Genomic DNA, 13,894 nt, shown 5'->3' on the forward strand with positions numbered 1-13,894 from the left:
CAGCCGGATTTATTGATCTTGTATCTCTTGTATCTTGGGTGGCGACATGCTGCGCCAAACCGGTTGTGCTGGCAACCGGCGGATCGGAAGTTTTCGTAATTACCTGGCAGGATCATTTTCAGTCGGGGCAAAGTCGCGGCGATCAATTTTGAATTTCTTGATACGCGATGCCAGCGTGGTCGGTTTAATGTCCAGCAAGGCGGCGGCCCCGTTTGTCCCGAAAATCTTGCCGCGCGTCTCGGTCAGGGCGCGGATGATATTGTGATATTCGGTTTGCCGCAGGTCCTGACGCGTCATAATGGTCTTCTCGGGCGTCGCATCCTTGTCCGCCTTGTCCGCCTTGGGCGAGGAGGGCGGTTTTCTGCCATCCCGTGAGGTGACGTCGGGCAGGTCAAAATGCAGCTTGCCATCGTGGGCCAGAATGGCGGCGCGCTCGATTACATTTTCAAGTTCGCGCGCATTTCCCGGCCAGCCATAATTTTGCAAGACATGAACCTGTCCCTTGGTCAGGGTTGGCTGGGCGATATTCAGGCGCTGACAGATATTGCGCAGGAAGTGGGCGGCAAGTGGCGGGATGTCGTCGGGGCGTTCGCGTAACGGACGGCATTCAATCGGGAAGACGTTCAGCCGGAAATAAAGGTCTTCGCGGAAACGTCCCTGTCTCACTTCTTCCTTAAGGTCGCGGTTGGTGGCGGCAATCAGGCGGACATTGACCTCGCGGGTGCGTTCCTCGCCGATGCGTTCGAATTTCTGGTCTTGCAGAACGCGAAGTAGCTTTCCCTGTAGCTCCAGCGGGATTTCGCCAACCTCGTCAAGAAACAGTGTCCCGCCGTCTGCCAGTTCGAATCGCCCGACGCGGTCGCGAATGGCTCCGGTAAAGGCACCGCGGACATGGCCGAAAAACTCGCTTTCAAACAGTTCATGGGGAATGGCCGCACAGTTGACGCGCACCAGAACGCGATCAGACCGTGTGCTTGCCTGATGGATGGCGCGCGCGATCAGCTCCTTACCAGTGCCGGATTCGCCGGTGATCAGAACGTTGGCGTCGGTCGGGGCGACCAGATCAATCTGCTTGAGCGCGCCCTGAATGGCATCTGACTGTCCGATGATTTCATGGTGGTTGTTGGTCGACAGGATTTCTTCCTGAAGATAGGCGTTTTCGAGCTCAAGCCGTTCGCGCAGCCGGTCGACCTCGGCCAGGGCGGCATGCAGTTTTTCTTCGGCGATTTTACGTTCAGTGATGTCGCGGAACACAATCACGGCGCCAATCACAAGCCCATGATCACGAATAGGGGTCGATGTATATTCAACCCGGATCGGTTTGCCGTCGCTGCGCCAGAACACTTCATCATCAACCCGGCGGACAATGCCTTCACGGAATGCATTGTAAATCGGGCAGTGTTGCGCGTGATAGGGTTCGCCATCCATATGGGAATGGTGAATGATCGAATGGATTTCCTTGCCGACAAGTTCCTCTGCTGTCCATCCCAGCATGCGCTCGGCTGCGGGATTCACAAAAGTTGTGACACCGTCTGAATTGACACCGTAGATACCCTCGCCAGCAGCCCCGAGGATCAGCTGGTTTTCACGTTCGATCTCGCGGAAAAAGCGTTCTGCCCGACGCCATTCAGATATGCCTTCACGAAGATAGTCATCCGCCTCGGAATCGACATCGCGGCGATGGCGCGCATCAAGATCGGAAATGGTTACGGTCAGATATTCCTCGTCACCAAGCATGATGGCGCGGGCTTCATGTTCAAGTTTGAGCTCGGTGCCATCTGGTCGGGTCAGGTCCAGCCCGCGGGTCCAGGCGAAACCGTGATAGAGCGCTGCCTGACTAAAGACAACCAGACTTGGGACCTGACCTTTGTGCAGTGCGCTCATTCGCGATGACTTCAGCTCGTCAATGCTGCGTCCCAGCAATTTTGCCGCAGCCTCATTGGCAAAAACGATGCTGTCGGTTTTCGGATGAACCAGAATTGTCGGATGTGTATGCGCCAGCAGAGCATGCAGATGCAGTGGCTCCAAAGACATTGAAACTGACTGGTTTATGTCGAGGGTCATACGAATTTCCTACGATAATTCGTAATTAATCTACGAATTATCGTAAATTACGATTTTTCGTATGTGTTGAGATTGCCCGCGATTCTCCCGCGAGTCCAGTGTTTTCAACAAGAATGCCGCGCCGCAGCAAACTGGCACAGTGATTGCTGTTACCCCGATTGAATGTCTGGTGCTGTCTGATGTGGGCAGCTTAACAACACAGGGGGTGATCAAAATGTCAGTTAAAAGTCTGGGTGATCCATTTAGTGGCGATAGCGACCTGCGTCATAGCAAATCTTGCGGCTGTGAGGCATGCGCGTCCGGCGGGCATAAACATGCTGATCATGATCATGGCGTAAAACACGATCTGGCGACCATGCCAGCGCACAGCGACATGGCGGCCAAATCGCCGGAAAGCAGCGAAGAAATTCTGGACCGCGCGATTGACAGTGCAATTGTGCGTTCGGTCTTCGGGCATAACGAAATTTCGCGTCGTTCCTTTGCCAAGATGGTTGGTGGCAGCACCATGATGGCAGCATTGGCATCGGTTCTGCCGATCGACAAGGTCAAGGCAGCGATCCTTGATGATCTTGGTACGCCCGAGAAATCCAAGCTCAATATCGGTTTTGTTCCGATCACCTGTGCCACACCGATCATCATGGCGCAGCCGATGGGCTTCTATGAAAAATACGGTCTTGATGTTGATGTCATCAAGACGGCCGGATGGGCCGTTGCCCGCGACAAGTCATTGAACAATGAATATGACGCGTCGCACATGCTGACCCCGATGCCGCTGGCGATTTCGATGGGGGCGGGGTCGACCGCAACCCCGTTCCTGATGCCCGCTGTTGAAAACATCAACGGTCAGGCCATCGTTCTGCACAATGACCATCTTGACAAGCGCGATCCCAAACAGTGGAAGGGCTTCAAGTTCGGTGTGCCGTTCGAATATTCGATGCACAACTTCCTGCTGCGCTATTATGTCGCCGAACATGGTCTGGACCCGGACAAAGACATTCAGATCCGCGTTGTTCCGCCGCCCGAGATGGTTGCGAACCTGCGTGCAGGTAACCTTGACGGCTACCTGTCGCCTGATCCGTTCAACCAGCGAGCCGTCTGGGAAAAAATCGGCTTCCTGCATACCCTGACCAAGGATATCTGGGAAGGCCATCCGTGCTGCGCATTCGCATGCTCCAAGGCGTTTTCAGAAGAACTGCCAAATACCTATGGTGCGCTTTTGAAATCCATCGTCGATGCGACCCAATACGCAGCCAAGTCGGAAAACCGCAAGGAAATCTCGGCTGCAATCGCACCGGCCAACTATCTGAACCAGCCGGTTCCGGTGATCGAACAGGTCCTGACCGGGCGTTATGCCGACGGTCTGGGCGAGGTTAAAAACGTTCCTGATCGCATCGATTTCGATCCGTTCCCATGGCATTCGATGGGTGTCTGGATCCTGACCCAGATGAAGCGCTGGGGTTATATCGAAGGCGATATTGATTACAAGAAAATCGCCGAAGAGGTCTATGTCGCAACCGACTGCGCCAAGGTGATGAAAGACCTTGGGTATGAAGCGCCGACTTCGACTTACAAAAGCTACACGATCATGGGCAAGACCTTTGATCCCGATCAGCCAGAAGCCTACGTCAACAGCTTTGCGATTGGCAAAGGGGTAAGCTGATATGCTGGCATCCTTGAATGCCAGGGCTTTGGTTTTGTCACTCGTGCTATTGGCGGTCTTCCTCGGCCTTTGGGAGGCCGCCAGCCCGAAACAAAATCTTTCTGGCGAACTGACAGAATATGAACTTCTGATGGGTGGGGCAGAGCCGAAGGCAGCTGTACCACCGCCCTCGGCAGTGATTGGCAAGGCCTGGGAAGAACTCAGCAATCCTTTCTATGATGCAGGCCCCAACGACAAGGGGATCGGCATCCAGATCGGCTATTCGCTTTATCGGGTTCTGACCGGTTATTTCCTTGCCGCAGCACTTGCCATTCCGATCGGCTTTTTGATCGGGATGTCGCCCTTGATGTACAAGGCGCTTGATCCCTTCATTCAGGTCCTAAGACCCATCTCGCCACTGGCGTGGATGCCTCTGGCCCTGTTTGTCATTCAGGACAGTCAGGCGTCGGCGATCTTCGTCATCTTCATCTGTTCGATCTGGCCGATGCTGATCAACACCGCCTTTGGTGTGGCGGGTGTGCGCAAGGACTGGGTGAATGTGGCGCGAACCCATGAGCTTGGCGCACTTAAAACCGCATGGATTGTCATTCTTCCAGCGGCCGCACCGACCATTCTGACCGGTATGCGCATTTCAATCGGGATTGCATGGCTGGTGATTGTGGCAGCCGAGATGCTCGTCGGTGGGACCGGCATTGGCTACTACGTCTGGAACGAATGGAACAACCTTGATCTGACCAGTGTGGTGTTCTCGATCCTCATGATCGGCCTTGTCGGCATGTTGCTTGATACCGCCTTCGCCTATTGCGCACGTCTTGTGCAGTACCAGGAATAAGGAGACCTGATATGTCGACACCATTCCTGAGCGTCCAGAACCTTACCAAACGTTTTCAGGCACCCAAAGGTGGTGAAGGCCTGACCGTATTTGAAAACGTCAATCTTGGCATCGAAAAGGGCGAGTTTGTTTGCATCATCGGTCATTCCGGCTGTGGCAAATCAACGATCCTCAATATCCTTGCAGGTCTGGACGAACCCAGCGACGGCGCTGTCATCATGAATGGCAAAGAGGTCGCGGGCCCCAGTCTGGATCGCGGGATCGTGTTTCAGAACTATTCCCTGTTGCCATGGCTTTCGGCCCTCAAGAACGTGACCTTTGCCGTACAGGCCCGCTACAAATCCTGGAGCAAGAAACAGGTTCACGACCATTCCATGAAATATCTTGAGATGGTCGGTCTGGCAGGCGGGGCGGAGCTTCGCAAGCCGTCGCAATTGTCGGGCGGGATGCGTCAGCGCGTCTCGATTGCCCGTGCCTTTGCCATCCAGCCGGAATTGCTTTTGCTTGATGAACCGTTCGGCGCACTTGATGCGCTGACACGTGGCAGCATTCAGGATGAGCTGATTCGGATCTGGTCGGGGTCTGATCAGACGGTCTTCATGATCACGCATGATGTCGATGAAGCCATCCTGCTTGCGGACCGCATCCTTTTGATGACCAACGGCCCCTATGCACGGGTGGCAGAGTCCGTTCAGGTCGAAATCGAACGCCCGCGCGAACGGGCAAATATCATTCATCATCCGGATTACTACGATATCCGAAATCACCTGGTGGAGTTCCTGGCGACGCGGTCGCGCGAACTTGCCGGAAAACAGGATGGTGACGAGCAAGCTGCACCCAAAACTGTCCGTTTCGGGGCAAATGCCGGGGCAGTCATTTCATCAGAAACAGGCAGCAAATCCGGCGCGCGCAAGCGTGCGGTCAACAGTGCCGATTAATCAAAACAACCTGCTGTATCAGAAGTGGAGAAAAGCCATGAAAAAAGCTGACGTCAAAGAAATGATCCTTGAAGCCAAGAAAGCCAAAGGCCTTGGTTGGGAAGAGATTGCAAGCAAGATCGGCATGTCGCCGGTCTGGACCACTTCGGTCTGCTTTGGCATGAATTCCGCACCAAAGGACAAGGCGGATATGCTTGTGGCCTTGTTCAACCTGCCACCAGAAGCATCGGCAGTCATTCAGGAATGCCCGATGAAAATCTGGGATCAGGCCGTTCCGACTGATCCGGCGATTTATCGACTGTATGAAATCGTTGGCGTTTACGGCGAAACGATCAAGGAAATCATCCATGAGAAGTTTGGTGACGGCATCATGAGCGCGATTGATTACGAAATGTATATCGAGCGCAAGGAAGATCCCAAAGGCGATCGCGTCGTTATCACCCTTGATGGCAAATTCCTGAAATATCGCGCCTGGTAAGGTGTGATCAAGGATTCCGATTTTCGACCGTGACGCGGTAATCGTCGCGATGTCGCAGTCCGGCCGGGCCCGTTTGTGCATTCAAACGGGCCTGATCCGTTTTGAAATATTCCAAAATACCCGGTAGGGGCTGGCGAAAAGGACATGATCTGCTAAATCCTGATCATATGTAATTGCTTGTTAGCCGGACCGTTTTGACATTCGATGGCTTGCAAGCGAAACCAAACAGGGATCAACATCAGATGGCTGACCTTTCCGCATTCGACATCACCAAACGCTGGCCTGCGAAGAATTCCGATATCATTCAGCTCTATTCATTGCCGACCCCGAACGGGGTCAAGATTTCCATCATGCTTGAGGAAACCGGTCTTGAATATGAACCCCACCTGATCAATATCGGCGAAAACGAGACATGGACGCCTGAATTCCTGTCCTTGAACCCGAACGGTAAAATCCCGGCAATCATTGATCCTGATGGGCCTGACGGCACACCGATCGGTCTTTTTGAATCCGGCGCGATCTTGCAATATCTTGCGGAAAAGACGGGCAGGTTTTTGCCATCTGATCCGGTCAAAAGGATCGAGACGATCCAGTGGGTCTATTTCCAGATGGCGGCAATCGGGCCGATTTTTGGACAGCTTGGTTTCTTCCACAAATTTGCCGGTAAGGAGATCGAGGACAAGCGACCGCTTACCCGCTATGTGAATGAATCAAAGCGTCTTCTTGGTGTGCTCGAAACCCGTCTTGAAGGGCGCAACTGGATCATGGGCGATGAATATACCATTGCCGATATCGCGATTCTGGGCTGGGTGCGCAACCTGACCGGATTTTATGAGGCCGGAGATCTGGTCGAATATGACACGCTTTCAAATGTTCCGGCATGGCTTGAACGTGGCCTTGCACGACCGGCGGTACAGCGCGGACTGAATATTCCGGCCCGCGATTAATCGGCCTGTTTGCGACAAACTGTATCGAAGTTTGACCGGATGGTCAGAAATGCTTTCCATCCGGTCAGGCTGCTATTAACTAGTGGGAAGTTTTATCGCCCACGAAGTTTCAAGAGATACAACAATGACCAGTCGCATCAAGGACGCTACCCTTGCCCAGCAGATCAATGACGAAACGCTTGCCTGGCGTGAAGTCATCTGCCCGGTAACAGCAAAATATGGAAACTATGTCGCCAAACGTGATCTGCGCGACAAGACAATCGTCAGTTTCCAGCATGTGCTTGAAGACACCATCCCGACCTTGCTGCCCTTCGTGAAGGCAGGTGCGAAAGTCAAGGTGGGTGCATGCAACCCGGACAGCACCGATGACGTGGCCGCAGCCTATCTGGCTGCCAACGGGGTCGAGGTTCATGCATTTTCGGGCATGACGCCCGATGAATATGCCAAAAGTATCGATATCCTGTCGTCTGAACCGGCAGACATTGTTGCCGATATGGGCGGCGAGCTGATCGAGGCCTTTGTGAAAAAGGGCCATAAGGTTGACGGCGCGCTTGAAGCCACCACGACCGGTGTGCATCGCGTCGAGAAACTTGATTATTCCTTCCCGGTCTTTAACTGGAACGATATCGCGATCAAGGATCGTCTGCATAACCGTCACCATGTGGCGCAGGAAATGTGGCCGGTCTTTTCCAACGTGACGGGTCTGGCGCTTTATGGGCGGTCGGTTCTTGTCATCGGTTTTGGTCCGGTCGGGCGTGGTGTGGCCGAACGTGCACGCAATCTTGGTGCGGTGGTTTCGGTCGCCGAACGTGATCCGGTGCGCGCCCTTGAAGCCCAGCATCACGGATGCCGCGTGGTCAGCCTTGAAGACGGTATCAAGGAATGTGCGATCATTGTAACAGCGACCGGACTTTCAGGCATTCTCGGCGAAAAACAGATCAAACAGTGCCGTCGTGGTGCCATTCTGGTCAATGTCGGTCATTCAAATACCGAGATCGATGTGGCGTGGCTTGATACCCAGAAACAGACGAAGATGCGCCGTTATATCGAACGGTTCGAGCTTGATAACAGCCGCGAGGTTTATCTGCTGAACCGCGGCAGCCTGCTCAATCTTGCTCCTGGCATGGGCGGATCGGGCAAGGATCTTTTTGATCCGTTCTCGGCCATTCTGATCCGGGGCATTGACTGGCTGGCATCGGGCGGGGCAGCGTCGTTCAAGCCGGGATTCTATGATTATCCCGCTGAAATTGAACGTGAAATTGCCGAGGCGATCCTGCACTCACATAGCTGATCCTGCTTCTGTCTTGCCGACCCAAAAGTGATACATCGCAAGGTTGAGACCCAACAAGCGTGATAAAATCAGGCTTGTTGGTGTTTCACGGTGCGCCTGTTCCTGCGTTCAGCACGCGAACCGGTGGATGGAGGTCGGTAATGAGGCGAATTGAAACGGCGTTTGGTACTTTCCTGCTGGTGCTGACCGGTGTCTGGTTTGTTTCGAATCCCGATGTCTTCCAGGTGACGACCTTTATCGGTTTGCGCGGTTATATGGTGCAATATACCGGTGTGCTGGCGATCGGGTTGATGAGCCTGATCATGTTGCTTGCGGTACGCCCGGTTTTGCTGTCCCAGCGGCTGGGCGGGCTGGACAAGGCATATCGATTGCACAAATGGCTGGGGATCACTGCCCTGGCCTTATCCATCATCCACTGGATCTGGCGGATGGCACCCAAATGGGCTTCGGCGCTTGGTCTTTATGAGCGCGGCCCCCGTGGCCCAAGACCGGATGAAGGGACCCTGCACTGGGGACAGTCCTTTTTCGGGGCACAACGCGGTCTGGCTGAAAGTGTTGGCGAGTGGGCGTTTTACATTGCGGTGGTGCTGATCATTGTCGCGCTGATCAAATGGGTCCCGTATCGCTGGTTTGCAAAAACACACACGCTCCTTGCACCGGTTTATCTGGTTCTTGTCTATCATGGCGTGGTGCTGCTTGACTTCGCCAACTGGGCGACACCTGTCGGATATGTCATGGCAGGAATGCTCGCAGTCGGAACGGTTTGCGCGATTATCGTTCTAACAGGCCGGATTGGCAGGGACCGGAAATCTGGTGGTGAAGTCACAGAGCTGAATTACTTCCCGCAAATGAGATCGCTCGAAATCAGGATCAAAACAGATGGTGGCTGGAAGGGACATCGGGCTGGTCAGTTTGCCTTTGCCCGTTTTGGCGCCAGTGACGAGATACATCCATTTACCATTGCATCTGCATGGCACAAGGATGACCCTCGCCTGACCATTATTGCCAAGGAACTGGGCGATTATACAAAAAAGCTGCCCGATACACTGAAATCTGGTGATGCAGTGGTCCTTGAAGGACCCTATGGAACCTTCACTCTTGATCGCAAACATGCACGTCAGATATGGATTTCGGGCGGGATCGGTCTGACCCCCTTTGTTGCATGGCTGGAAGCCCTGGCAGAAAAACCGGAATCCTTTGAGATTGATTTCTTTCAGGTTGCCCCGGAATGTGACGCCGAATTGATGGCATCAATAGAATCCCTGGCCAGTAAGGCGGGTGTTCGCCTGCATCAGTGGCGCGATGCCCAGGATGGTTTCCTGACCGGTGAAAAACTGCGTGGTGAAGTGCCGGAATGGAAGCAGGCCCATGTCTGGTTCTGTGGACCAAGCGCGTTTGGTTTGGCGATAAAGAATGATCTTGTCGCAGCCGGTTTGAACAGACGGGCCTTTCATCAGGAACTGTTTGACTTCCGCTAATCACTGCGTTGTGACGTGACGCACAAAATTTTACGGGCGGCCCATTATCAGGCCGCCCGTTTGTTTGCTCGCATCTTGAACGGTGTTCAGTTTACGCGCGGTATCCGATGCGCAGATTGCCCCATTGTTCGCCATTAACAATGATCGGGACATCGCATTCCTTCATAAAGACCACAGAATCCCCCATGTCGCGGAAATAGGTCTGAAGCAGATGTGGCTTGGTATTACGTGCTGCCATCAGACCGGCGCGGTCATCAAAGATTCGCCGGTTGCGACAATTGCCCATGTTCCAAGCCGCTTCTCCGGGTTTTTGAGGTTGGCTGTAAATCTTGTTGTGGGTTGGAAGATAGCCGTTTGAATCCACACCCGCCGCAAAGACGATATGCTTGTCTTTTTCAAGAATCGCTTCCTGAAGCGGTGTGAAGTTCCGATCCGTGAACGGAATATACGGTGTCATGAACTGTTTCGGGTCGCTGCCGTCAACCGGTTCGTAGTGCGGGTTGAACAGGTCTTCGTGCCTGATCTCGTTATTGCGAAGGCCAGTCTCAAGAACCTTTGCCAGATCAAGTGCCAGTTGTTTGCCCAGGTCGGCAATCTTGTTGTCGTGATCGTGGGTTTTCTTAAGGTGGCTCAGGATGACCTGATTGGCCTGATCATCAAGTTCGGTAAACTGAACATGGGTGCCAAGGGCCGAAACGGCCTTTACGATACCATGCAGGGTCGTGCCATCGGCCATGGTGATCGTGATCGATTTGTTGCGATCTTTCTCACTCGCGTCAATGCGGGCCAGAAGCCCGGCCAGCGACATGTCAGCGGTAACGCCGTTTCGGATATCACCGCTACCGAAATCCACCTTGATATCAACCGCAATCGGGACACGTTCCTCGTGGCGACGGCTGGCACTTTCTGTGTTGCGCAGCACCGTACGGAACCGGCTTTCCATTTCGTTGATATCATTGCGAATGTTTGACGCCAGAACGCGCAGGTTTTCCGCAGTTTCACTGGCGTTCTGTGATTTTTCACTGGCAAGCTCGATATCGCTGGAGATGCCGCGCATATGCGTCGACACTTCCTGTGCACTGGTCGAGATTTCGGCAATTGCAGCTGTTTGCTGTTCAACAGAGGCCGAGATATCCGCAGACAGCTGACTGACTTCGTCAATTGCACCGCCAATACCCTCGATCGCGGTTACGGCCTCTGATGTTGCCCCCTGGATTGCGGTGATCTGGGAGTTGATATCCAGAATTGCCTTTTCGGTCTGGGTCGCAAGGTTCTTGACCTCGTTTGCGACAACGGCAAATCCCTTGCCCGCATCACCGGCACGCGCGGCCTCGATGGTGGCATTAAGCGCAAGCATCTTGGTCTGGTCAGAAATACGTTTGACGATATCGACAACCTTGCCGATCTCGCTTGCCGTTTCCGACAGGCTGTTCATCGTTTGGGATGTTTCCTGTGCGCGGATAACGGCCTGACCCGCAATGTCATTGGTTTTATGAATGCGATCCGCAATTCCGTGGCTGGATGCCTGCAATTCTTCGGTTGCCGAGGCCACAGTAGCGACATTGCTGCTGGCAATTTCAGTAGTTGACGTGATCCGTTCGACCAGCTGTGACAATTCGCTGGCATCTTTTTCCATGGTTTGCGCAACGTCATTGGTGCGCCCGGCCTGAAAACCGACTTCGGAGATGATATTGTCCGTTTCACGTTCGATGATTTCGGACATTGACTGTATTTCCGAAGATGCCCGTTGTTGAGAAATCTGTCTTTGTTGCGCTGCCATCAGGGACGCCATATCGGCCATCAACAGGCTGTGTGCCGCATCAGTGAGTGCCGGTGTCGCGCGAATTCCCTTCGTGGCCGCAGCCAGCGAAGCGCAGTTTGCAGCTGCCTTGTGATAGGCAAGAACAATGATGTCCGGTGTCAGGTCTCCGGATACCTGCGCCAATACGTGATCGCCAAAGCACTGGTTAAACGCATCTGCCGAGGTCGTGGTCGCCATGGTACGGAAACGCTGGGCAAGGTCAGGCACAAGGCTTTGCGGCGCTGTTTTATCCGCGCTGCTTTGTCCTGTTCCAAGTAGCTCCGTGATCAGGCTTTCGGCAATGCGATCTGCATGCTGATCAAAGAGAACTTTTGTTTCGCCTATTCGCGCATAGATTGTTTTTTCTGACATTGCGGAGGCGTGATTCATGAACGTCTCTCCCTTTTCCCCTGGAAAGGCTATTGGGCCTGTTTTGTTGAGATTTCTCAGGCTTCTGCGTTTGATTTGGTCCAGTTTATCACTATAGGGAAGTGTTAAAGATATCATACTTTAGGTTGATATGGAAAAGCGGCCCGTCAAGGTTGACGGGCCGAGTTTGCCCATGTTGTTCACAGGGGCCACGGTTCAGAATGTAAATAAGGTCGCGCTTTCAATCTGTTAGGTAATCACCGTCCCAAAAGGCCACGGGTGACAACCTGGGCCTGAATTTCGGCAGCACCTTCGAAAATGTTCAGAATGCGGGCGTCACAAAGAACGCGGCTGATTTGATATTCAAGCGCGTAACCGTTGCCGCCATGAATCTGCAGCGCGTTATCGGCATTTGACCATGCAACGCGGGCCCCCAGAAGCTTGGCCATTCCTGCTTCGATGTCACAGCGGATATCCTGATCTTTCTCGATTGCCGAGAAATAGGTGAGCTGACGGGCGATCATGGTTTCGACAACCATCCAGGCAACCTTGCCATATACGCGCGGGAAGGCATAAAGCGGTTTGGAAAACTGGATGCGGTCCTTGGCATAGCGCATTCCGATTTCCAGCGCGTTTTGTGCAACACCGACAGCACGTGCCGCGGTCTGAATGCGCGCAGATTCAAATGTTGCCATCAATTGTTTGAAGCCCTGACCTTCCTCGCCGCCCAGAAGATTGGCTGTCGGGACTTCAAACCCGTCAAAGGACAGCTCGTACTCCTTCATGCCGCGATATCCAAGGACCTCGATCTCGCCACCCGACATGCCATCGGCCGGGAACGGATTGTCATCTGTTCCGCGCGGCTTTTCGGCAAGCAGCATCGAAAGACCGCGATAGCCTGCTTCGTCCGGATTGGTGCGTGTCAGAAGCGTCATCAGGTCCGATCGGGCTGCATGGGTAATCCAGGTTTTGTTGCCGGTGACCTTATAGGTATCTCCGTCCTTGATCGCGCGCGTGCGCAGATGGGCAAGGTCGGATCCGTTATTGGGTTCGGTAAAGACAGCTGTTGGCAGAATCTCGCCAGATGCCAGTTTGGGCAGATAATGTTCCTTTTGGGCGTCTGTCCCGCCAAGACGGATCAGTTCGGCGGCAATTTCGGATCGTGTTCCCAGCGACCCGACACCGATATAACCGCGCGAAAGTTCCTCGGTCACGACACACATCGCGGTCTTGCCCATGCCAAGTCCCCCAAACTCCTCGGGGATGGTCAGGCCAAAGACGCCGAGTTCCGACATCTCGTTGACGATCTCGATCGGGATCAGTTCATCGCGTTCATGCCATCCATGGGCATGGGGAGAAACTTTCTCGTCAACAAAGCGCCGGAACTGGTCACGCACCAGATCAAGCGTTTCGTCCTCAAGGCCGGTCTCACCAAAGCGACCGGTATCAAGACTGTCTTCGATTTCGATGGAGATTGCCCGGCGGGCAGCATCGGAGTTGCCATAGGCTGACAGCACAGCGACAGCCCGGCTGGAACAGAAAGCCTGAATATCTGACTCTGATGCTCCCAGGGTTGTCAGGCGAATGATCTCGCCCTGTGACATCGGAATGCCGCCCTTGATCTGGGCAAGATATTCACCAAAGGCCACCTGCAATATCAGGGTTTCGAGCGTGCCGCGTTTACCCTGGGCGACCAGTCTGTCGGACCATGCCTTCATTTGCTGAAGGGCGGTGACATAGGTCGTAAACCATGCAAAGCCGTGGGCAGCGAACTGATGTTCGTCAAAGGCGCTCGCATCAATGCGGCCATCGACAGTGACCTGCGCGCGGATGGCATTTTCGGTTGCATCATAAAGCGATGCCAAAGCGGCCAGAGCATCGTCACACAATTGGTCAAGATCAGGAAGCAGGGCGGTATCGGTCATTGTCTTGGTCCTTTGCCCGGCAATCGTGTGGGGCGATTGCACTGGTCGAAACTCGGTTAAGATGATCAGAAAGGGTGGTGGCACCCCGCTCGCGGATCGGGCGAGAACGCG

General features: G+C 53.9%; 10 protein-coding genes. 7 read left to right on the top strand and 3 right to left on the bottom strand.

Annotation, left to right across the window (positions count from 1 at the left end; all coding sequences use genetic code 11):
- Positions 1–99 precede the first annotated feature (99 nt).
- The gene (locus ACTU44_RS04460) at positions 100–2,064 is read right to left on the bottom strand and encodes a sigma 54-interacting transcriptional regulator (protein WP_462096774.1); all 1,965 of its coding nucleotides are present in this window, start codon (positions 2,062–2,064) and stop codon (positions 100–102) included.
- A 214-nt stretch (positions 2,065–2,278) separates the two neighbouring features.
- Here ACTU44_RS04460 and ACTU44_RS04465 point away from each other — a divergent pair, with 214 nt between their 5' ends.
- The 7 genes from ACTU44_RS04465 (at position 2,279) to ACTU44_RS04495 (ending at position 9,688) form a co-directional block, all read left to right on the top strand.
- Entirely contained in the window at positions 2,279–3,724 is a 1,446-nt protein-coding gene (locus tag ACTU44_RS04465) for a CmpA/NrtA family ABC transporter substrate-binding protein (RefSeq protein WP_114096911.1), read from the top strand.
- Position 3,725: 1 nt separating this feature from the next.
- Entirely contained in the window at positions 3,726–4,556 is an 831-nt protein-coding gene (gene ntrB / locus ACTU44_RS04470; protein WP_114096796.1) for a nitrate ABC transporter permease, read from the top strand.
- 11 nt (positions 4,557–4,567) lie between these two features.
- A complete protein-coding gene (locus tag ACTU44_RS04475; protein WP_462096775.1) occupies positions 4,568–5,494 on the top strand; it encodes an ABC transporter ATP-binding protein in 927 nt (308 codons plus the stop codon).
- A 37-nt stretch (positions 5,495–5,531) separates the two neighbouring features.
- Positions 5,532–5,972, top strand: coding sequence for a cyanase (gene cynS, locus ACTU44_RS04480; protein WP_114096798.1), 441 nt, complete (start codon positions 5,532–5,534; stop codon positions 5,970–5,972).
- A 242-nt stretch (positions 5,973–6,214) separates the two neighbouring features.
- On the top strand, positions 6,215–6,919 hold the full coding sequence (locus ACTU44_RS04485) for a glutathione S-transferase N-terminal domain-containing protein (RefSeq protein WP_462096776.1): 705 nt from the start codon (positions 6,215–6,217) through the stop codon (positions 6,917–6,919).
- A gap of 124 nt (positions 6,920–7,043) precedes the next feature.
- Positions 7,044–8,210, top strand: a complete 1,167-nt coding sequence (locus ACTU44_RS04490) for an adenosylhomocysteinase (protein WP_462096777.1) — start codon at positions 7,044–7,046, stop codon at positions 8,208–8,210.
- Positions 8,211–8,350: 140 nt separating this feature from the next.
- Entirely contained in the window at positions 8,351–9,688 is a 1,338-nt protein-coding gene (locus ACTU44_RS04495; protein WP_462096778.1) for a ferredoxin reductase family protein, read from the top strand.
- A gap of 91 nt (positions 9,689–9,779) precedes the next feature.
- On the opposite strand, the gene ACTU44_RS04500 is transcribed toward ACTU44_RS04495, so the two are convergent.
- On the bottom strand, positions 9,780–11,879 hold the full coding sequence (locus ACTU44_RS04500) for a methyl-accepting chemotaxis protein (protein ID WP_336080090.1): 2,100 nt from the start codon (positions 11,877–11,879) through the stop codon (positions 9,780–9,782).
- Positions 11,880–12,115: 236 nt separating this feature from the next.
- Positions 12,116–13,783, bottom strand: coding sequence for an acyl-CoA dehydrogenase family protein (locus ACTU44_RS04505; protein WP_114097806.1), 1,668 nt, complete (start codon positions 13,781–13,783; stop codon positions 12,116–12,118).
- Positions 13,784–13,894 lie beyond the last annotated feature (111 nt).

Source organism: Thalassospira sp. SM2505, from assembly GCF_054901115.1.